Below are 21,179 nucleotides of genomic sequence, written 5' to 3' on the forward strand. Positions count from 1 at the left end.
ACACCAGCAAGGAGCCCTGCCATGGGTGCACACCTGATCACCGGCGCCTCTTCCGGCATCGGAGCCACCGTCGCCACCAGGCTCGCCGAACGCGGCGAGCAGCTGTGGCTGCTGGCCCGCGACGCCCGGCGCGCCGCCGAACTGCGCGGGCGCTTCCCCGGCGCCCGTACCCTGGTCGGCGACCTGGGCGAACCGGGCAAGCTGTCCTGGGCGTTCGGCCACCAGGAGCTGCCGGTCGAACTGGACTCGCTGCTGCACATCGCCGGTGTGGTCCAGCTCGGCGAGATCGGCGAACTGCCGGTCAAGGCCTGGCAGGAGCAGCTGAACGTCAACCTGGTCGCACCCGCCGAGCTGACCCGGCTGCTGCTGCCCTCGCTGCGGCTCGCCAAGGGCCACGTGGTGTTCGTCAACTCCGGTGCCGGGCTGAACGCGAACGCCAACTGGGGCGCGTACGCGGCCAGCAAGCACGGGCTGCGGGCGCTCGCCGACTCGCTGCGGCAGGAGGAGCACGGCCACGGGGTGCGGGTCACCTCGGTGTACCCGGGGCGGACGGCGACCGCGATGCAGGTCTCGGTGCACCAGCAGGAGGGCAGGGAGTACGACGCCTCCCGCTGGATCGACCCCGAGTCGGTGGCCACCTCCGTCCTGACCGCGCTCGACCTGCCGCGCGACGCCGAGATCACCGACATCACGGTCCGTCCGGGCCGGTAGGCCCGCGCCGCCGCGGGCGGGCCTCAACGGCTCCGGGTTCCTGGCCTAGGCTCGTGCCCGTGAGCGAGTACTCCTTTCCCGAGCTGATCGGCGCCGCGACGGGCGTCGGATCGATGCCAGGCACCGATGCCCGTGAGGCCGCGAAGACCGCCGTAGGCGCGCTGGAGCAGCTGCCGTACCTGCCGGAGCTGCCCGCGCGAGGGCCCGGCGCCGACATGATCGGCCGCGGCGCCGGCCTGCTGGTCGAGCTGTTCGCGCAGGTGGAGCCGAGCGGGTGGCGGTTCGCCGACCGGCCGGGCCGGGACACCCGGCGGGCGTACTCGTGGCTGGGCGAGGACCTGGACGCCCTGGAGGAGTTCACCCAGGGGTACCAGGGTGCGCTGAAGCTGCAGGCGGTCGGCCCGTGGACGCTGGCGGCCTCCGTGGAGCTGAGGCACGGGGAGAAGGCGCTCTCCGACCCGGGCGCCTGCCGGGACATCACGGAGTCGCTCACCGAGGGACTGCGCCGTCACCTGGCGGAGGTGCGCAAGCGGGTGCCGGGTGCGCAGCCCGTACTGCAGCTGGACGAGCCCTCGCTGCCCGCCGTACTGGCGGGCGCGGTGAAGACCGCCAGCGGCTTCCAGCGGCTGCGCGCGGTGGACCGGCAGGTGGCCGAGGAGCAGCTGCGCGGCCTGGTCCGCGGCCTGGACGTGCCGGTGGTGGTGCACTGCTGCGCCCCGCAGGTGCCGCTGGCGCTGCTGCGCCGGGCCGGGGTGGCCGGGGTGTCGCTGGACTTCTCGCTGCTGACGGAGCGTGAGGACGAGGACCTGGGCGAGGCGGTGGAGGCGGGCACGGCGATCCTCGCCGGTGTGGTGCCGTCCACCGACGCGGGATTGTCGGACCCGGCCGGTAGTGTCCAGGTTGTCAGGAGGTTGTGGCGCAGGCTCGGGTTCGCTCCGGAGCTGCTGGGCCGCCGGGTGCTGGTGACACCGACCTGCGGGCTGGCGGGGGCCTCTCCCGGGTACGCGCGCAGGGCACTGTCACTCAGTGTGAAGGCGGCGCAGAGCCTGGTGGACAACCCGGAGTAGCACGGTAGTTGAGATGTAGGAGGGCGGCGTGGTGGCTGTCGAGGGCTGGGAGGACGTGCCGGCGGAGGTGCGCAAGCGGCACGCCGAGCTGGCAGTCGAGATCGAGGAGCACCGCGTCCGCTACTACGAGCAGGACGCGCCGACGATCAGCGACGCCGAGTTCGACCGGTTGATGCGCGAGCTGGAGGCGATCGAGGCCGAGCACCCGGTGCTGGTCACCCCGGACTCGCCCACCCAGAAGGTCGGTGGCGCGCCGGCCGAGGGCTTCGCGAAGGTCGAGCACCGCGAGCGGCTGCTGAGCCTCGACAACGCGATGGACGACGACGAGCTGGCCGCCTGGGCCGAGCGGGTCGCCCGGGAGCTCGACGGCCTGAAGTACCACTACCTGTGCGAGCTCAAGGTGGACGGCCTGGCGGTCAACCTCACCTACGAGAGGGGCCGACTGGTCCAGGCCGCCACCCGGGGCACCGGCCGGGTGGGCGAGGACATCACCGCCAACGTCCGCACCATCAAGGAGATCCCGCACCAGCTGAGGGGCGACAACATCCCCGAGCTGGTGGAGATCCGCGGCGAGGTCTACCTGCCGACCGAGGCCTTCGAGGAGCTCAACGCCTCGCTCGCCGCCGAGAACGAGCGCCGCAGGCAGGAGAACGAGCAGCGCGCCAAGGAGGGCAGGCGCCCGCAGGCCCTGGTCAAGCTGTTCGCCAACCCCCGCAATGCGGCCGCCGGTTCGCTCCGCCAGAAGGACCCGCTGGTCACCGCCTCCCGTCCGCTGCACATGGTGGTGCACGGCATCGGCGCCCGGGCCGGCTTCGACATCGACTGCCAGTCGCACGCCTACCAGCTGCTGCACGACTGGGGCCTGCCCACCGCCCGGCACAACACGGTGGTCGAAACCCTCGACGAGGTGCGGGCGTTCATCAGGCACTACGGCGAGCAGCGGCACTCGGTCGAGCACGAGATCGACGGCGTGGTCGTCAAGGTGGACGAGATCGCCCTGCAGGGCCGGCTCGGCGCCACCTCCAAGTCGCCCCGCTGGGCGATCGCCTGGAAGTACCCGCCGGAGGAGGTCACCGGCAAACTGGCGAGCATCCAGGTCGGCATCGGCCGCACCGGCCGGGCCACCCCGTTCGCGGTGCTGGCCGAGCCGGTCAAGGTCGCCGGTTCGATGGTGCAGTACGCCACGCTGCACAACCAGCAGGTGGTCAAGGCCAAGGGCGTGCTGCTGGGCGACACCATCGTGCTGCGCAAGGCGGGCGACGTGATCCCGGAGATCCTCGGCCCGGTGGAGGACCTGCGGGACGGCACCGAAGAAGAGTTCGTGATGCCCTCGCACTGCCACGAGTGCGGCACCGAACTGCGCCCGATGTCCGAGGGCGACATCGACCTGCGCTGCCCCAACGCCCGTAGCTGCCCGGCCCAGATCCGCGAGCGGATCGCCTACCTGGGCGGGCGCGAGTCGCTGGACATCGATGGCCTGGGCTACGTCGCGGCGACCGCGCTCACCCAGCCGCTGGAGCCCGCCGAGCCGCCGGTCGGGAACGAGGGGGACATCTTCGGTCTCACTCGGGAACAGCTGCTCCCGATCAAGGTGATGGTCCGCGATCAGAAGTCCGGCATGCCCAAGCTGGACGACCGGACGGGCAGGGAGAAGGTGGTCACCTTCTTCGCCAATCTCAGGGGCGAGCCGAAGAAGACCGCCGGTCTCCTGCTGGAGAACCTGGACAAGGCCAAGGACCGCCCGCTCTGGCGCTACCTCAACGGCCTGTCGATCCGTCACGTCGGCCCGGTGGCCGCCCAGGCGCTGGCCCGCGAGTTCCGCGACCTGGACGCGGTCTTCGCGGCGAGCGAGGAGCAACTGGCCGCCACCGAGGGGGTCGGCCCGATCATCGCCCGCTCCATCAAGGAGTGGTACGAGGAGGACTGGCACCGGGAGATCCTGGAGAAGTGGCGGGCGGCCGGGGTCCGGTTCACCGAGGAGGCGGCCGAGACCAAGGGGCCGCGTCCGCTGGAGGGCCTCACCGTGGTGGTGACGGGCACGCTGGCCGGCCACACCAGGGACGGCGCCAAGGAGGCACTGACCTCACGCGGTGCGAAGGTGACAGGGTCTGTCTCGAAGAAGACAGATTTCGTCGTGGTCGGTGACAACCCCGGGTCCAAGTACGACAAGGCGGTCCAGCTCGGCCTTCCGGTGCTGGACGACGCGGGTTTCGCGGTCCTGCTCGACCAGGGGCCCGAGGCCGCCCGGGCCCACCTGGGGCTGGCCTCCCCGGCCGAGGAGGCCCCGGAGAGCTGACCCCCGTTACCGTCCTGATGCCGCGTCACCCGGGTTCCTGCTCAGGAAAGAGGGCATTCTGTCACTGAGCGGCATCCATCGACGGGTGGCGCGCTCAGGGATGTCCGAAAGTCCGCCCTCTCGGCGTACGTCGGCATACCCTGGTGCGCAACAGAGTGTCAGCAGGGGTTGGCGGCATCGGACTTCCAGGCCGGTTCCGCAGGGGACGCCCCGTCAACTGGCGCCCACCGGCACCAGCAGGTGCCGCACCGAAAGGCGGCCTGACGGGGCGGGCCCGACGGAGGACAGGGCATATGGATCGTACGACCGGCGGTGCGCCCACACGCCCGCCGCAGGGGGTGGCAGGTGCGGTCCTGCTGCTCGGCGTGCTGCTGGCCGGCGCCGCGCCGCTCATACCGCTGGCCGTGCTGGTCTACCGGTACGAGCCCGAGCTGCTGCCGCTCTTCGCGGTGCCGCTGGCCGTGCTGGTCGCCGCCTGGCGGATGGCACGGGACCGCGCCCGGGACCAGCTCACCGACCCGCTCACCGATCTGCCGAACCGCCATGCGCTGCTGCTGGCGGCCCAGGAGGCGATAGCCGAGCACGACGGTGAGGAGGACTACAGCGTTGGGCTGATCCTGCTCGATCTGGACCGTTTCCGATCGCTCAATGACGCGCTCGGGCATACCGCAGGCGATCGCTTACTGGTCCACATCGCCCGCCGGCTGCACCGCGCGCTCCGCACCGGCTCCCACCACCACGGCGGGCATCCGGGCCGGGACGACCCGGACGACGTCTTCTCCAGCCTCCCGCCGACCATGCAGAACGGCGGCCGGCCGGTGGTCGCCCGGCTCGGCGGCGACGAGTTCGCCGTCCTGCTGCCCGGCGTCGGCCGCCCGGAGACCCTGGAGCGGGTGGCCAAGGCGCTGATCGCCGAACTCGCCGCACCGATCAGGCTCGACGGCCTGCTGCTGGTCCTGGAGGCCAGCGCCGGGGTCTGCGTCTACCCCGAGCACGCGCAGGACGCCGAGGCCCTGCTGCGCCGTGCCGACGTGGCGATGGGCCACGCCCAGCACCGGCGCAGCGGCGTCGAGCAGTACGACGAGGCCCGCGACATCGACACCCCGTACCGGATCGGCCTGCTCGGCGACCTGCGCCGGGCCCTGGAGACCGGTGAGGTGCTGCTGCACTACCAGCCCAAGGTGGCCTTCGACGGCCGGGTGGTCGGCCTGGAAGCCCTGCTGCGCTGGGAGCGGCCCGGGCAGGGCAAGGTGCCGCCGGACGAGTTCATCGGGCTGGCCGAGTCCAGCGGCCTGATGCCACGGCTCACCGACTACGTGCTCGAGGCGGCCGTCGGCCAGCTCGCCGCCTGGCGGGCCCAGGGCCTCCAGGTCCAGGTCGCGGTCAACGTCTCGCCCCGCGACGTGCTCAACCCCGGCTTCGCCGGCCGGGTCGCCGCCCACCTCGACCGGAACCAGGTCCCCGCGCACGCCCTCCAACTGGAGATCACCGAGCGGCTGCTGCTGGACGACTCGCGGCTCGCCGCCGACACCCTCGCCGAACTGCGCAGGTACGGCGTGGGCATGTCGCTGGACGACTTCGGCACCGGGCACTCCTCGCTGGTACGGCTGCGCAGCCTGCCGGTCGGCGAGCTGAAGATAGACCGCTCCTTCGTCTCCCGGATGGTCGCCGACGACCACGACGCCGCCGTGGTCCGCTGCTCGGTCGAACTGGCGCACTCGCTCGGGCTGACCGTGGTCGCCGAGGGCGTCGAGGACGACGAGACCTGGGAGCAGCTGCACGGGCTGGGAGTGGACGCGGTGCAGGGGTGGTTGGTGTCCGCCGCCCTCCCGGCCGACCAGGCCACCGCCTGGCTGATGGTGCACCGCACGGTAGACACCCCCGTTCCGGGCGGGCTGGTGGCCGCCCCGCCGGTCCCCAAGCCCCGCCCGGCCGTCGGCCAGACCGTTCCGGCGGTCCCGAGCGTCGCCCAGGCCGTCCCGAGCGTCGCCCAGGCCGTCCCGAGCGTCGCCCAGCACTTCTCCGCCATCGGCCAGCCCTTCCCGGGTGTGGGCCAGCCCTTCCCGACCGTCGGCCAGGCCGTTCCCACCGTCGGTCAGGCCGTTCCCACCGCCGCCCAGCCCGAGTAGCACCCCGGGGCCGCGGGGGCGGCACGGGACACCCCGCGGCCCGGTGCCGGGCCGGCTGCACGGCTCCCCGTGCCCCGCAGGTCCACCGTGCCGTGCTCCCGGAGGCAGTCCGGTTGCTCCGGACGGCCCCGCCGGACCGGGGACCCGCAATAAGTCGAGGCGGGCGCCGAACGGCTACCCAATAGGATGTGCCTAGACCAAGAGGACGGGTGTGCCCCAAAACCCCCGCCCCGGGTCGGGCACCCGGTGCCCGGCCTCATCCAGAACTCACCTTGAGGATCGCTGCATGCCTGGCATCACGCGCGAGGAGGTCGCCCACCTCGCTCGGCTGTCGCGTCTTGAGTTGCAGGCCGAAGAGCTGGACCACTTCGCCGAGCAGCTCGACGTGATCATCGGCGCGGTCGCCCGCGTTTCCGAGGTCGCCGGACAGGACGTCCCGCCGACCTCCCACCCGCTTCCGCTGACCAACGTCATGCGGGCGGACGAGGTGCGACAGTCGCTCACCCCGGAACAGGCGCTCTCCGGCGCCCCGGCCGCCGAGGAGCAGCGTTTCCGTGTGCCGCAGATCCTCGGGGAGGACTGACCAGCCGTGACTGATCTCTACCGTTACACCGCCGCCGACACCGCCGCCGCCATCGCCAAGGGCGAGGTGAGCGCGGTCGAGGTGACCCAGGCCCACCTGGACCGGATCGGCGCCGTCGACCAGAAGGTCAACGCCTTCCTGCACGTCGACACCGAGGGCGCGCTCAAGGCCGCCAAGGCCGTCGACGAGAAGCGCGCCAAGGGCGAGGAGCTGGGCCCGCTGGCCGGTGTCCCGCTGGCCCTGAAGGACGTCTTCACCACCAAGGGCGTCCCGACCACCTGCGGTTCCAAGATCCTCGAAGGCTGGATCCCGCCGTACGACGCCACGCTGACCACGCGTCTGAAGGACGCCGGTGTGGTCATCCTCGGCAAGACCAACATGGACGAGTTCGCGATGGGATCCTCCACCGAGAACTCGGCGTACGGCCCGACCGGCAACCCCTGGGACCTCTCCCGGATCCCGGGCGGCTCCGGCGGCGGTTCGGCCGCCGCGCTGGCCGCGTTCGAGGCCGCACTGGCGATCGGTACCGACACCGGCGGCTCGATCCGCCAGCCGGGCTCCGTCACCGGCACCGTCGGTGTGAAGCCGACCTACGGCGCGGTCTCCCGCTACGGTCTGGTCGCCTTCTCGTCCTCGCTGGACCAGGGCGGCCCGTGCGCCCGTACCGTGCTGGACGCGGCGCTGCTGCACGAGGCGATCGCCGGGTACGACCCGCTGGACTCCACCTCCATCAACGCGCCGGTCCCGGCCGTGGTCGAGGCCGCGAAGATGCGCGACATCCGCGGCATGCGGATCGGCGTGGTGAAGGAGTTCGCCGGCGAGGGCTACCAGGCCGGTGTGATGCAGCGCTTCAACGAGAGCGTCGAGCTGCTGCGCGAGCTGGGCGCCGAGGTCGTCGAGGTCTCCTGCCCGTCGTTCACCCTGGCGCTGCCGGCGTACTACCTGATCGCGCCGAGCGAGTGCTCCTCCAACCTGGCCCGCTTCGACGCCATGCGCTACGGCCTGCGGGTCGGCGACGACGGCTCGCGCAGCGCCGAGGAGGTCACCGCCCTGACCCGCGAGGCCGGTTTCGGCCCCGAGGTCAAGCGCCGCATCATGCTGGGCACCTACGCGCTCTCCTCGGGCTACTACGACGCCTACTACGGCTCGGCGCAGAAGGTCCGGACCCTGATCTCGCGCGACTTCGACGCCGCCTTCGCCGGAGTCGACGTGCTCGTCTCGCCGACCACGCCGACCACCGCCTTCCCGATCGGCGAGCGCGCCGACGACCCGATGGCGATGTACCTGGCGGACCTGTGCACCATCCCCTCGAACCTCGCGGGCAACGCGGCCATGTCGCTGCCCTGCGGGCTGGCGCCGGAGGACAACCTGCCGGTCGGCCTGCAGATCATCGCCCCCGCGATGGCGGACGACCGCCTGTACCGGGTGGGCGGCGCCGTCGAGGCCGCACTCAACGACAAGTGGGGACACACCCTGCTGGAGGAGGCACCGGCACTGTGAGCAGCACCGTGGCAAAGGCGAAGGGCTTCAAGCACAGCAAGCCGGGGCTCTGGCTGTCCATCGGTTCCAGCGCCTTCGGCGTGGTCGGGATCGCCAAGGACGTCAAGAAGGCCCGTCTCGAGAACGACACGCTGATGCTGGTCAACGCCGTGGTCGGCGCGGTGGCCCTGGTCACCGGCACCGCCCTGCTGGTGCGCGAGCTCCGGCAGCTCGGCCGCGACGACGTCCTGCTGGGCTGAGCGCCCGCACCGCCAAGACTTTTAGTGAAGGGGACGCTGTGAGCGTCGAAAGCCTGGTCCCGTACGAGGACGCCATCGCCTCGTACGACCCGGTGATGGGCCTTGAGGTCCATGTCGAGCTGGGTACCAAGACCAAGATGTTCTGCGGGTGTTCGACCGAGCTCGGGGCCGAGCCGAACACCCAGACCTGCCCGACCTGCCTGGGACTCCCGGGCTCGCTGCCGGTGGTCAACGCGACCGGTGTGGAGTCGGCGATCAAGATCGGCCTGGCGCTGAACTGCGAGATCGCCGAGTGGTGCCGGTTCGCCCGGAAGAACTACTTCTACCCGGACATGCCGAAGAACTTCCAGACCTCCCAGTACGACGAGCCGATCGCCTTCAACGGCTACCTCGACGTGCAGTTGGAGGACGGCGAGGTCTTCCGGGTGGAGATCGAGCGCGCCCACATGGAGGAGGACACCGGCAAGTCCTCGCACATCGGCGGTGCGACCGGCCGGATCCACGGCGCCGAGTACTCGCTGCTGGACTACAACCGGGCTGGCATCCCGCTGATCGAGATCGTCACCAAGCCGATCACCGGCGCGGGTTCGCGTGCTCCCGAGGTCGCCAAGGCGTACGTCACCGAGTTGCGTGAGCTGATCCGGGCGCTGGGCGTCTCCGAGGCCCGGATGGACAAGGGCCAGATGCGCTGCGACGTCAACCTGTCGCTGCGCCCGTACGGCACCGAGAAGTTCGGCACCCGGAGCGAGACCAAGAACGTCAACTCGCTGCGCAGCGTGGAGCGGGCCGTCCGGTTCGAGATCCAGCGGCACGCAGGCGTGCTCGACGAGGGCGGGAAGATCGTCCAGGAGACCCGGCACTTCCACGAGGAGAACGGCTCCACCACCTCGGGCCGGATCAAGGAGGAGGCGGAGGACTACCGCTACTTCCCCGAGCCCGACCTGGTGCCGATCGCCCCCTCGCGCGAGTGGGTGGAGGAGCTGCGGGCCACGCTGCCCGAGCTTCCCCGGGTGCGCCGGGCCCGGCTGCAGGCCGAGTGGGGCCTGTCCGACAAGGACATGCAGGCGGTGCTCAACGCCGGTGCGGTGGAGCCGATCCAGGAGACCATCGCGGCCGGCGCCCCCGCCGACCAGGCCCGCAAGTGGTGGATGGGCGAGCTGGCCCGCCGTGCCAACGAGACCGGCACCGAGCTGGCCGAGCAGCCGATCACCCCGGTCCAGGTGGCCCGGGTCTGCGCGCTGGTCGCCGAGGGCAAGCTGAACGACAAGCTGGCCCGCCAGGTCATCGAGGCCGTGCTGGCCGGTGAGGGCGAGCCGGACGAGGTCGTCGAGAAGCGCGGCCTCGCCGTGGTCTCCGACGACTCGGCGCTCGGCGCGGCCGTGGACGCGGCCATCGCGGACAACGAGGCGATCGCCGCCAAGATCCGCGACGGCAAGGTGGCCGCGGTCGGCGCGCTGGTCGGCGCGGTCATGAAGGCCACCCGCGGCCAGGCGGACGCCGCCCGGGTCAAGGACCTGATCCTGGAGCGTCTGGGCGTTCAGGCCTAAGGATCCTTAGCCGAAGCTAGTACCTACTTAGGTATCTGAGCCCGTACCTACTCCCTGCCGGGGGTGGGTACGGGCTCTCTAAGGTTCCGGGGGTCGGCAGGATCAGGAATGCTCCCGATGCGGGGCACCCCTCTGGGAGAGGAAGCTCTTAAGCGGACGAGGGAGGACCGGCCGAAGGGGCCGGCACTCGTCCGACACTAGGGGGAGACCCAGATGATCGAGTACCAGCTCATCCAGCACCGCGGTGCGGAACTGCGTCGGGAGGCCGAGCACGTCCGCCTGGTACGCCAGGCCCGTACCGCCCGCACCGCGGCCCGGACGGCCCGTCAGCACCGGGGCGTCCTCGCCCGGCTGGCGCGGGGCGTCCGCCGTCCGGTCGCCCGCCGGTACAGCGCTCAGCCGGTCGAATGCTGACAGCGGGGGGCGGCCCGGGCACCGGCCCGGGAGCACCCGCGGGCGGGCAACAGGGAGGGGAGGATGCCGACGGCACCTCCCCTCCGGGTTTTCCGGCCGCCGGAAAGGCCGTTCCGTCGACCTCCTGGGCCTATGGCATGCTCGCCGGTGTGGAGCAGATATCGATCAGTCCTGTCTTCGTCGGCCGCGGCACCGAGACCGAGATGCTCGCCGCGGCGCTGCGCAGGGCCGAGGCGGGGGAGCCTCAGACCATCCTGATCGCCGGTGAGGCGGGGGTGGGCAAGACCAGGTTGGTGGAGGAGTTCCTGGCGGCCGCCGGCGGCGAGGGCGTGGTCGCCGCGTTGGGCGGCTGCCTGGAGGTCGGCGCCGAGGGCCTGCCGTACGCGCCGCTGGCCACCGCGCTGCGCCGGCTGCACCGTTCGCTCGGTGCCGAACTCGAACGGGCCGCCGAGGGCATGGAGGGTCAGCTGTCCCGGCTGCTGCCGGAGTTCGGCGACACCGGCGCGGAGCCGAACGACGAGTTCGGACGGGCTCTGCTCTTCGAGCACACCGCCAGGCTGTTCGAGCGGCTCACCGCCGGCCGGACCCTGCTGCTGGTCGTCGAGGACCTGCACTGGTCCGACCGCTCCACCCGCGAGCTGCTCGCCTATCTGATCCGGACGCTGCACCGCTCCCGGGTCCTGATCGTCGCCACCTACCGCAGCGACGATCTGCACCGTCGCCATCCACTGCGTCCGTTCCTGGCCGAACTCGATCGGCTGCGGATGGTACAGCGACTGGAACTTGCCAGATTCGGACGCCATGAGGTCGCCGCACAGCTGGCGGGGATCCTCGGCAGCGGGAGCGCCGACGGCCTCGACCGCGACCTGGTCGACCGGATCCACTGCCGCTCCGAGGGTAACCCGTTCTTCGTCGAGGAGCTCGCCACCGCGCACCGGGACGGCTGTCCCGCCGGGCTGACCGACTCGCTCCGCGACATCCTGATGGTCCGGGTCGAGGCGCTGCCGGACGATACCCAACGGGTGGTCAGAATCGCTGCCGAGGGCGGATCCTACGTCGAACACGCCCTGCTCTCCGCCGTCCTGGACGAGGGTGAGGAGGCGCTGATCGAGGCACTGCGCAACGCGGTGGGCGCCAATGTGCTGCGCCCGGACACCGACGGCGAGGGCTACCGGTTCCGGCACGCCCTGGTCCGCGAGGCGGTCTCCGACGACCTGCTGCCCGGCGAGCGGTACCGGATCAACCGCCGCTACGCCACCGTGCTGGAGGCCAACGAGGTCCTGGTCGGCTGCGAGAAGCGCCCGGCGCGACTGGCCAACTACTGGTACCACGCGCACGATCCGGCGCGCGCCCTGCCGGCCGCGCTGGACGCCGCCAGGGCGGCCCGCCGCCGCAATGCCTTCGCCGAGCAACTGCGCATGCTGGAGCGGGCGCTGGAGCTCTGGGACGAGGTCTCCGAGGAGGTGCTGGAGAGCACCCTGCGCCCGTACGACTGGGCCGAGACCTACCCGGCGTGCAGCTGCGAGCCGGGCAGCCACGACGAGTCCTGCGAACGGCTCCAGCTGGTGGACGTGCTCGCCGAGGCCGTGGTGGCCGCCCGCCGCAGCGGCGACCGCGAACGCGGACTGAGCCTTGCCAAGCGGGCGTTGAAGCTGGTGGACGAGGAGCGCAGCCCGGAGCGCGCGGCCTGGTTCCGGATGAGCCGGGCGCGCATGCTGGTCCACCTGAAGCGCACCGGCGGGGACGAGGAGATCGAGTACGCCCAGCGGCTGGTGGCGGGCCTGCGGCCGTCGGCGGTGCAGGCGGAGGTGCTGGCGCTGGTCGCCTCGCACAACATGCTGGGCCGCCCGGCCGTGACCGACATCGCGCTCGCCGAACACGCGGTGGAGATCGCCAGACAGACCGGCGCAGCCGCGGTCGAGCAGCACGCCCGGATGACCCTGGGTGGTTTGCACGCCTTCTTCGGCAACGTGGACGAGGGCGTGGCACTGCTGACCGACGCGGTCGAGAAGTCCCGGAAGCTGGCCGCCGACGTGTACTGCCGGGGCCTGAACAACCTCTCCAGCCATCTGCTCGGGCTGGGTCGGGCCGCCGAGTCCGAGCGGCTGGCCAGGCAGGGCCTGGAGGCAGCCGGCCGGCTCGGCCTGCTGGCCAACACCGGGACGATCCTGACCGGAAACCTGGTCGAGGCGCTGATCGTGCTCGGCCGCCCCACCGGGGCCGCCGAAGTGCTCACCGCCTGGGCCGAGCGGTCCGGCGGCGACTCGCACCACGAGTTCCTGGACCGGCTGCGCGGGGACCTCGCCCTGGAGCAGGGCGACCCGGAGAGTGCCGCGCGGTACCTGGCCAAGGCCAGGTCCGCGGCCAAGGCCGCCGAACCGCAGCACGAGGTGCCCGCCGCCCGGCTGGCGGTCCGGATCGCCGCCCGGACCGGCCGCCCGCTCCAGGCCAGGGCCGAGCTGCTGGCCGCTTTGGCGGCCGCCGTCGAGCGGTACGCGGACCCGGACGGGCAGCTGCTGGACGGCGGCGCCGGCTGGCTGCTGCCGCTGCTGCTCGTCGGGGCGGCGAACGAGGCCGACGCCCGGGGCCTGCCCGCCGCGGAGCCGGGCCGGCCAGAGGCGCTCGCCGCGCTCGCCGCCGCGGCCGCCCGGCTCCGCCCCACGGTGCCGCTGCTGATCGGCTGCCTCCGGCTGCTGGAGGCGGAGTTGGCCCGGGCCGAGGGGGCCGACCGTCCGGTGCACTGGACGACGGCGATCGAGGCGCTGCGCGGGAGCGGGCCCACCGAGCCGCTGCTGACCGCCCTGTACCGGGGCGCCGAGGCGGCGGCCGCCGCCGGGCAGCGCGCCGCCGCCGGCGAACTTCTTGACGAGGCGCGGGAGTTGGCGGAGGCTCGGGAGAACCGTCAACTGCAGTGGGAGATTTCCCGCCTGTCCGACCGAGCCGGCCTCGCCCCCGGGCCGCGGCAGGCCGAGGAACCCCCGTCCGAGCCCGACCGCGGGCCGGCCGAGCCGTTCGGCCTCACCCCGCGCGAGCGGGACGTGCTGCGGCAGCTCGCCCGGGGCCGGACCAACCGCCAGATCGCCGAGGAGCTGTACATCTCGCCCAAGACCGCCAGTGTGCACGTCTCCAACATCCTGGCGAAGCTGGAGGTTTCCTCGCGCGGCGAGGCGGCGGCACTCGCGCACCGGCTGAGGCTCTTCGCGGACGAGGAGTTGGTGCCCGTAGGGGCGTAGCCCAGAGGAGCCGTGCGCCCCGGCCGTGCGCCGCTGCCAACCGGGGCGATCCCGCCGAGAACGGGGCACATCACCACGCACAGGCCATTACTCTAAGTTGAATGTGTGTGCCGTTGAGTGACCGAAGTGGTGTAGTGTCCCGACTGGTAACACTGGTACGGCGTAGCGGAACCGCTCCGTCCAGCCCTCCTGTGGGTACCGGAAGCAGCCTGCGGGGATGCTGCAGTGACGTGGCGTCAGATCACTTCACGCGGTGGCACGGCCGAGGCCCGGGCGGATGTACGCCCCGGGTCGGAGGGGGAGATGTCGAGTGAACTCCACCGATGCGGTGCTGCCTGCCGCGCCCCCGGCCAGCCGTGAGGACTCCCGTGGCGGCGCCCCGCGCGGCGACGGCACCCGCGGTGGTGAAGCCCGTGGCCGGATCCCCGGCGCCGTGCTGATCACGCTCTGCCTGGGTTACGCGATCGGCGCCTCGCTCGGTTGGGGATCGCCCGGACTCGCCCTGTTCATGGGCGACTTCGGGCTGGCCGGGGCGGCGCTGGCGGCCTCGCTCTCCTGCCTGCTGCACGGCTGCACGGCCGGCGGTCCGGCCCGCCCGGCCTGGCTGCTGTTCGGCCTCTCCTCCTCGATGGTGGCCTTCGGCAACGGCATCTGGGGCTGGTACGAGGTGGTGCTGCGGGCCCCCGTCCCGCCGGACTCCATCGCGGAGTACCTCTTCCTGCTCTTCGCCCCGCTGGCGATCATCGGCGTGACGGTGCTCGCCCAGCGGCCCCGTACCGCGGCCGGCTGGCTCTGCCTGTTGCTGGACGGCTGGCTGGTGGCGAGTTCGCTGTTCACGCTCAGCTGGAGCCTGGCGCTCGGCCGGGTCGCGGCCGGCGAGGTCTCCTCACCGCTGCGGCTGGCCCTGGGCCTGGCCTACCCGGTGCTGGACATCCTGCTGGTCAGCCTGGTGATGGGGCTGCGCTTCCGGTGCCGCGACGGCAACCGGGCGGCGGTGCACACCGCGATGGTCGCGCTGGCCGTCACGGTGGTCTGCGACGCCCTGTTCACCTCGCCCGCGCTGCACAGCAGCTACCACTCCGGCGAGCTGCTGGACGCGGGCTGGTTCGCCGGCAGTGTGCTGCTCGCCTGGGCACCCTGGTCGCACGACCGGGTCCGCCCGCACCGCGAGCACCCGGCGGCCGGCGGCGCCCCGCGCCGCCGGGTGGCCACCACCTTCAGCGCGCTCACCCCGTACGTGGCGGCCGCCGTGTGCCTGGCCGGCATCGTCTACAACGTGATGGGCGGACGGCCACTGGATCGGGTGATGATCGTCTCGGCCTCCACCTTCGGCCTGGTGCTGCTGGTGCGCCAGGGCGTGATGCTGCTGGACAACCTCTCGCTGGCACAGGAACTCGCCCAGAAGGAGGCGCACTTCCGCTCCCTGGTGCAGGGCTCCAGTGACGTCATCATGATCGCCGACGCCAACGGCCTGCTCAGCTACGTCAGTCCGGCCACCCTCACGGTCTACAGCCGCGATCCCGAGGAGCTGGTCGGCGGCAACCTGCTCAACCTGGTCCACCCCGGCGACGCGGAGCGGGTCATGGCCGAGGTGCGCCGGCTGATGGGCCACAACCCCGGCAGGCACGGCGCCGACGCGGCCGGTACCGAGCCCTCGGCCCGGGTGGAGTGCCGGATCCGCTCCGGCGGCGGCCACTGGCTGCACGTCGAGTCCACCGTCAACCGCTACCGGGACGGGCTGATCCTCAACAGCCGGGACGTCACCGAACGGGTGATGCTGCAAGCGCAGCTGCACCACAACGCCTTCCACGACCCGCTCACCGACCTGCCCAACCGGGCGCTGTTCGCGCAGCAGGTCCGCGCCGCCCTCGGCGAGCGCCCCGGCCGGGACGACTGGCCCGCCGAGGGTGCGCGCGAGCACCCCGGGGGCGACGAGCCCACCGTGGCCGTGCTCTTCCTCGACCTGGACGGCTTCAAGGCGGTCAACGACACCTCGGGGCACCAGGTCGGCGACGAACTGCTGATCCAGGCCGCCCGCCGGCTCCAGGGCGCGGTCCGGGCCGGGGACACCGTGGCCCGGTTCGGCGGCGACGAGTTCGCCGCCCTGGTCTGCGGGCGCCTCGGCCGCGCCCAGGTGCACGACCTGGCCGAGCGGGTCCGGGTCGCGCTCTCCGAGCCGTACTGGATCGGCGGCGCCGAACTCGGCGTCGCCGCCAGCATCGGCATCGCCTTCGGCCCGCGCGGCCACGCCCCGGACACCGATCCCAGGGCCGCCACCGACGAACTGATGCGCAACGCCGACCTCGCGATGTACCGGGCGAAGTCCGAGGGCAAGGGCCGGGTGGTGCTCTACAGCCCGGCCATGCGGGCCGAACTGGAGCGCCGGTCCGAGCTGGAGGAGCGACTGCGCCTGGCCGTCCGGGAGGGCGGCTTCACCCTGCTCCACCAGCCCGTGGTGGACCTCGCCACCGGAGTGATCGCGGCCGTCGAGGCGCAGGCCAGGTGGCGCTCCGCGCAGGGGCTGGTGCTCACCCCGGCCGAGTTCCTGCGCACCGCAGAGCAGGGCGACGCCGCGACCCGGTTCGCCCGCTGGCTGCTCCAGGAGGCCGTCACCGCGGCCGCCGCCCGCCGCCGCGCGCCGGGCGCACCGCGCGCGGTCCCGGTCACCGTACGGCTGAGTGCCGAGCGGCTCTGCGCCCCCGGCGTCTACGAGACCGTCGTCAGCGTGCTGCGGGAGACCGGCCTGCCCGCCGAACAGCTGGTGATCGAGCTGGCCAGGACCGGCCCGGACGACCAGGCGGACGAGATCGGCCGCCGGCTGGCCGCGCTGCGCCGCCACGGGGTGTCCACCTCGGTGGCCAGCTTCGGGGCGGGCCGCGGCTCGCTGGGGGCGCTGGCCAGGCTCCCGTTCGACTCGCTCAAGCTGGACCGCAGCCTGGTCCAGGACCTCGCCGAGTCCACCCTCACCCGGGCGCTCGCCGGGCACGCGCTGCGGCTCGGCCGGGACCTCGGCCTGGTCACCATGGCGGAGGGGGTGGACCACGCCCGGCAGCTCTCGGTGCTCCAGGAGCTGGGCTGCCGCCAGGGCCAGGGGCTGGCCTTCGCCCAGCCGCTGGACGAGCAGCGGCTGGGCCGGGCGCTGGCCCGGCGGGTCTACCCGATGCCGAGACCGACGGGCTCGCTCTCGGCGCGGCGAGCGCACCTGGCCGCGGACACCCGATCGGGTGTCCGTCCGGAGCCAGGCGGCGACGGGGACGGACCGGCCGAGGGCTGGGGGAGGGTCCCCGCGGCCGGCGGCCGGGGACGGGCCGTACACCACCACACCGCCCTGGACCTGCCCGAACGCCGCGCGATGCCGGGATCCTGCGCTGGTCCGAACGGCGGTCCGCATAGCGAGACGGCCGTCCCACCCACTTGACACCCGGTACCGCCGAGGAGGAAGGTCGGTGCCATGCGCACCCGAATTCTCGTACTTGGCAGGCGCGTCGGCTGAGCGGACACCCGAGTCCCGCTCGTGAGAGACCGACGCGCCACCCCTCGCATGCCCTTGGCACGAGGGGTTTTTTGTTGCACTGACACTGCTCGACCACCGCAGGACCACTGGCTTCGATCATCCCGAATCGGGACGATTGAGGCAGAGCCGGAGACCGGCCCACCAGCAGGGCAGCACCTCGCCAAGGCTGCCGGGGGCCGAACGAACCCGAGAAGAGACAGGCAGATGACTGAGCACGCCGCATCCCCCCGCCGCGGGGACAACCCGGCCGCCCACGCTCCGGGACACAACACCATCGCAGAGACGATGACCGGCGCACAGTCGCTCATCCGCTCGCTGGAGGCTGTAGGCGCGGACACCGTCTTCGGCATCCCGGGCGGGGCCATCCTTCCCGCGTACGACCCGCTGATGGACTCCACCAAGGTGCGCCACATCCTGGTCCGCCACGAGCAGGGCGCCGGGCACGCCGCCACCGGGTACGCCCAGGCCACCGGCAGGGTCGGGGTCTGCATGGCCACCTCGGGACCGGGCGCCACCAACCTGGTCACCCCGATCGCCGACGCCTACATGGACTCCGTCCCGATCGTCGCGATCACCGGTCAGGTCTCCTCCAAGGCGATCGGCACCGACGCCTTCCAGGAGGCGGACATCTGCGGCATCACCATGCCGATCACCAAGCACAACTTCCTGGTCACCGATGCTGCCGAGATCCCCCGGGTGATCGCCGAGGCGTTCCACATCGCCGCCACCGGCCGTCCGGGCCCGGTCCTGGTCGACATCGCCAAGGACGCCCTGCAGGCCACCACCACCTTCCGCTGGCCGGTGGAGCCCTCGCTGCCCGGCTACCGGCCGGTCACCAAGCCGCACGCCAAGCAGATCCGCGAGGCCGCGAAGCTCCTGGTGAACTCCAAGCGGCCGGTGCTGTACGTCGGCGGCGGTGTGCTCAAGGCACAGGCCAGCGCCGAACTGCGGATCCTGGCCGAGCTGACCGGCGCGCCGGTGGTCACCACGCTGATGGCGCTGGGCGTCTTCCCGGACAGCCACCCGCAGCACCTGGGCATGCCCGGGATGCACGGCAGCGTCCCGGCGGTCACCGCGCTGCAGAAGGCCGACCTGCTGTTCACCCTGGGCGCCCGCTTCGACGACCGGGTCACCGGCAAGCTGGACAGCTTCGCCCCGTACGCCAAGGTCGTGCACGCCGACATCGACCCGGCCGAGATCGGCAAGAACCGCCCGGCCGACGTGCCGATCGTCGGCGACGCCCGCGAGGTGCTGGCCGACCTGATCGTCGCCGTCCAGGCCGAGTTCGACGCCGGGCACGAGGGCGACTACCGCGACTGGTGGGTCAAGCTCAACGAGTGGAAGAAGACCTACCCGCTCGGCTACGAGCCCGCCCCCGAGGGTGAGCTCTCCCCGCAGCAGGTGATCGAGCGGATCGGCCGACTGGTCGGCCCGGACGCCATCTACGCCGCGGGCGTGGGTCAGCACCAGATGTGGGCCTCACAGTTCATCAACTACGAGAAGCCGGCCAGCTGGCTCAACTCCGGTGGCGCGGGCACCATGGGCTACGCCGTCCCGGCCGCGATGGGCGCCAAGGCGGGTCGGCCGGACTCGGCGGTCTGGGCGATCGACGGCGATGGCTGCTTCCAGATGACCAATCAGGAACTGGTCACCTGCGCGCTGAACGACATTCCGATCAAGGTCGCGGTCATCAACAACGGTTCGCTGGGCATGGTCCGCCAGTGGCAGACCCTGTTCTACAACCAGCGCTACTCCCACACCGTGCTGCACGCCGGGCCGGCCGGGACCACCGGCGGCTCGGCCGCGGACGACGGCATCGAGCCGCAGCGCTGGCAGGGCACCCGGATCCCGGACTTCGTGATGCTGGCCGAGGCGATGGGCTGCGTCGGTCTGCGCTGTGAGCGTCCGGAGGACCTGGACGCGGTGATCAAGCAGGCGATGGAGATCAACGACCGCCCGGTGGTCGTCGACTTCATCGTCCACCAGGACGCCATGGTCTGGCCGATGGTCGCGGCAGGCACCAGCAACGACGAGATCCAGTTCGCCAGGGGCGTCCGCCCGGACTTCGGCGACGACCTCGACTGACCGGCCCGCCCGTCGCCCGCCCTCCCGCCCTCACCCGGTCCGGCTTCGCCGGAGCACCCGCCCAGACGACCCGATAGAGAGCCCATGACCGACATGTCCAAGCACACCCTCTCCGTCCTGGTCGAGAACAAGCCCGGCGTGCTGGCCCGCATCGCCAGCCTGTTCTCCCGTCGGGGCTTCAACATCGACTCCCTCGCCGTCGGCCCGACGGAACACCCGGACATCTCCCGGATGACCATCGTGGTCAACGTCGAGGACCTCCCGTTGGAGCAGGTCACCAAGCAGCTGAACAAGCTGGTCAACGTGATAAAGATCGTCGAGCTGGACCAGGCCCAGGCCGTCCAGCGGGAGTTGGTCCTGGTCAAGGTCCGCGCGGACGCCGAGACCCGCTCGCAGGTCGTCGAGATCGTGCAGCTGTTCCGGGCCAAGACCGTCGACGTCTCGCCGGACGCGGTGACCATCGAGGCCACCGGCAGTTCCGACAAGCTGGAGGCGATGCTCAAGATGCTGGAGCCGTACGGCATCAAGGAGCTCGTGCAGTCCGGCCTGGTGGCGATCGGGCGCGGTGCCCGGTCGATCACCGACCGCTCGCTGCGCGCCCTCGACCGCAGTGCCTGACGGACCGCGGGTCTGACACGCAGTCGTCTCACCCCCTGAAGTACCGCCCCACACCCTCGCCGGTTGCAACTACGGTTAGCCGAACCGGCTTCACCACCACGCAAGGAGATGTGCCAGAAGTGGCCGAGCTGTTCTACGAAGACGACGCCGACCTGTCCATCATCCAGGGCCGCAAGGTCGCGGTCATCGGCTACGGCAGCCAGGGCCACGCCCACGCGCTGTCCCTGCGCGACTCGGGCGTCGACGTCCGCGTCGGTCTGCTGGAGGGCTCCAAGTCCCGTGCCAAGGCCGAGGAGGCGGGCCTGCGCGTCACCACCCCGGCCGAGGCCGCGGCCGAGGCCGACGTCATCATGATCCTGGTGCCGGACCCGATCCAGGCCGACGTCTACAAGGAGGCCATCGAGCCGAACCTGAAGGCGGGCAAGGCCCTGTTCTTCGGCCACGGCCTGAACATCCGCTTCGGCTTCATCAAGCCCCCGGCCGACGTCGACGTCTGCATGGTCGCCCCGAAGGGCCCGGGCCACCTGGTCCGCCGCCAGTACGAGGAGGGCCGCGGCGTCCCGTGCATCGTGGCCGTCGAGCAGGACGCCACCGGCGGCGCCTTCGCGCTGGCCCTGTCCTACGCCAAGGGCATCGGCGGCACCCGGGCCGGCGTCATCAAGACCACCTTCACCGAGGAGACCGAGACCGACCTGTTCGGTGAGCAGGCCGTCCTCTGCGGTGGCACCGCCGCCCTGGTCAAGGCCGGTTTCGAGACCCTGGTCGAGGCGGGCTACCAGCCGGAGATCGCCTACTTCGAGTGCCTGCACGAGCTGAAGCTCATCGTCGACCTGATGTACGAGGGCGGCCTGGAGAAGATGCGCTGGTCGATCTCCGAGACCGCCGAGTGGGGCGACTACGTCACCGGCCCGCGCATCATCACCGACGCCACCAAGGCCGAGATGAAGAAGGTCCTCGCGGAGATCCAGGACGGCACCTTCGCCAACACCTGGATCGCCGAGTACAAGGCCGGTCTGCCGAAGTACAACGAGTACAAGAACGCCGACTCCCAGCACCTGCTGGAGACCACCGGCAAGAAGCTGCGCAAGCTGATGAGCTGGGTCGACGAGGAGGCGTGACCTCGCGCTGAGGCCGCTCAACGGCCTTGTACAACAAGGCTGCTCCCGTCCGGGTGATTTCGCCGGACGGGAGCGGCCCCGTACCCGTCCCGTCGATACACTTCCGAGTGCGCGTCAGGCTCACA

General features: G+C 71.8%; 13 protein-coding genes and 1 pseudogene. All 14 read left to right on the forward strand.

Features of this window, described 5'->3' with window-relative positions; genetic code table 11:
• The first annotated feature begins 21 nt into the window (after positions 1 to 21).
• A complete protein-coding gene (locus ABD369_RS32155; RefSeq protein ID WP_344640133.1) occupies positions 22 to 711 on the forward strand; it encodes an SDR family oxidoreductase in 690 nt (229 codons plus the stop codon).
• 59 nt (positions 712 to 770) lie between these two features.
• Entirely contained in the window at positions 771 to 1,778 is a 1,008-nt protein-coding gene (locus tag ABD369_RS32160; protein WP_344640134.1) for a methionine synthase, read from the forward strand.
• 31 nt (positions 1,779 to 1,809) lie between these two features.
• Positions 1,810 to 4,074 carry an NAD-dependent DNA ligase LigA gene (gene ligA, locus ABD369_RS32165; RefSeq protein WP_344640158.1) on the forward strand — a complete coding sequence of 755 codons (2,265 nt, stop codon included), beginning with the start codon at positions 1,810 to 1,812 and terminating at the stop codon, positions 4,072 to 4,074.
• A 356-nt stretch (positions 4,075 to 4,430) separates the two neighbouring features.
• Positions 4,431 to 6,203 (forward strand): annotated as a pseudogene (locus ABD369_RS32170) (putative bifunctional diguanylate cyclase/phosphodiesterase); the annotation flags it as partial.
• 286 nt (positions 6,204 to 6,489) lie between these two features.
• On the forward strand, positions 6,490 to 6,786 hold the full coding sequence (gene gatC / locus ABD369_RS32175) for an Asp-tRNA(Asn)/Glu-tRNA(Gln) amidotransferase subunit GatC (protein WP_344640136.1): 297 nt from the start codon (positions 6,490 to 6,492) through the stop codon (positions 6,784 to 6,786).
• A gap of 6 nt (positions 6,787 to 6,792) precedes the next feature.
• Positions 6,793 to 8,286, forward strand: a complete 1,494-nt coding sequence (gene gatA, locus ABD369_RS32180) for an Asp-tRNA(Asn)/Glu-tRNA(Gln) amidotransferase subunit GatA (RefSeq protein ID WP_344640137.1) — start codon at positions 6,793 to 6,795, stop codon at positions 8,284 to 8,286.
• Positions 8,283 to 8,525 carry a hypothetical protein gene (locus ABD369_RS32185; RefSeq protein ID WP_344640138.1) on the forward strand — a complete coding sequence of 81 codons (243 nt, stop codon included), beginning with the start codon at positions 8,283 to 8,285 and terminating at the stop codon, positions 8,523 to 8,525. Before gatA ends, ABD369_RS32185 begins: the two co-directional genes overlap by 4 nt.
• A 38-nt stretch (positions 8,526 to 8,563) precedes the next feature.
• Positions 8,564 to 10,072: an Asp-tRNA(Asn)/Glu-tRNA(Gln) amidotransferase subunit GatB gene (gatB, locus tag ABD369_RS32190; protein WP_344640139.1), complete on the forward strand. Its 1,509-nt coding sequence runs from the start codon at positions 8,564 to 8,566 to the stop codon at positions 10,070 to 10,072.
• Between the two features lie 213 nt (positions 10,073 to 10,285).
• Positions 10,286 to 10,486, forward strand: a complete 201-nt coding sequence (locus ABD369_RS32195) for a hypothetical protein (protein ID WP_344640140.1) — start codon at positions 10,286 to 10,288, stop codon at positions 10,484 to 10,486.
• 137 nt (positions 10,487 to 10,623) lie between these two features.
• Positions 10,624 to 13,719: a helix-turn-helix transcriptional regulator gene (locus ABD369_RS32200; RefSeq protein ID WP_425557826.1), complete on the forward strand. Its 3,096-nt coding sequence runs from the start codon at positions 10,624 to 10,626 to the stop codon at positions 13,717 to 13,719.
• A 310-nt stretch (positions 13,720 to 14,029) separates the two neighbouring features.
• Complete coding sequence (locus ABD369_RS32205) at positions 14,030 to 17,137, forward strand: putative bifunctional diguanylate cyclase/phosphodiesterase (RefSeq protein WP_344640142.1); 3,108 nt, start codon at positions 14,030 to 14,032, stop codon at positions 17,135 to 17,137.
• Between the two features lie 300 nt (positions 17,138 to 17,437).
• Complete coding sequence (locus ABD369_RS32210) at positions 17,438 to 19,318, forward strand: acetolactate synthase large subunit (RefSeq protein ID WP_344640143.1); 1,881 nt, start codon at positions 17,438 to 17,440, stop codon at positions 19,316 to 19,318.
• Positions 19,319 to 19,411: 93 nt separating this feature from the next.
• Complete coding sequence (gene ilvN, locus ABD369_RS32215; RefSeq protein ID WP_344640159.1) at positions 19,412 to 19,936, forward strand: acetolactate synthase small subunit; 525 nt, start codon at positions 19,412 to 19,414, stop codon at positions 19,934 to 19,936.
• Between the two features lie 119 nt (positions 19,937 to 20,055).
• Positions 20,056 to 21,054 carry a ketol-acid reductoisomerase gene (ilvC, locus tag ABD369_RS32220; RefSeq protein ID WP_344640144.1) on the forward strand — a complete coding sequence of 333 codons (999 nt, stop codon included), beginning with the start codon at positions 20,056 to 20,058 and terminating at the stop codon, positions 21,052 to 21,054.
• Positions 21,055 to 21,179 lie beyond the last annotated feature (125 nt).

The organism is Kitasatospora cystarginea, from assembly GCF_039533515.1.
GTDB classification, from domain to species: Bacteria; Actinomycetota; Actinomycetes; order Streptomycetales; family Streptomycetaceae; genus Kitasatospora; species Kitasatospora cystarginea.

Coding starts and splice junctions, on each gene's coding strand:
- ABD369_RS32155 (WP_344640133.1), top strand. CDS start 22: ATGGGTGCACACCTGATCACCGGCGCCTCTTCCGGCATCGGAGCCACC.
- gatC (WP_344640136.1), top strand. CDS start 6,490: ATGCCTGGCATCACGCGCGAGGAGGTCGCCCACCTCGCTCGGCTGTCG.
- ABD369_RS32195 (WP_344640140.1), top strand. CDS start 10,286: ATGATCGAGTACCAGCTCATCCAGCACCGCGGTGCGGAACTGCGTCGG.
- ABD369_RS32200 (WP_425557826.1), top strand. CDS start 10,624: ATGCTCGCCGGTGTGGAGCAGATATCGATCAGTCCTGTCTTCGTCGGC.
- ABD369_RS32210 (WP_344640143.1), top strand. CDS start 17,438: ATGACTGAGCACGCCGCATCCCCCCGCCGCGGGGACAACCCGGCCGCC.
- ilvN (WP_344640159.1), top strand. CDS start 19,412: ATGTCCAAGCACACCCTCTCCGTCCTGGTCGAGAACAAGCCCGGCGTG.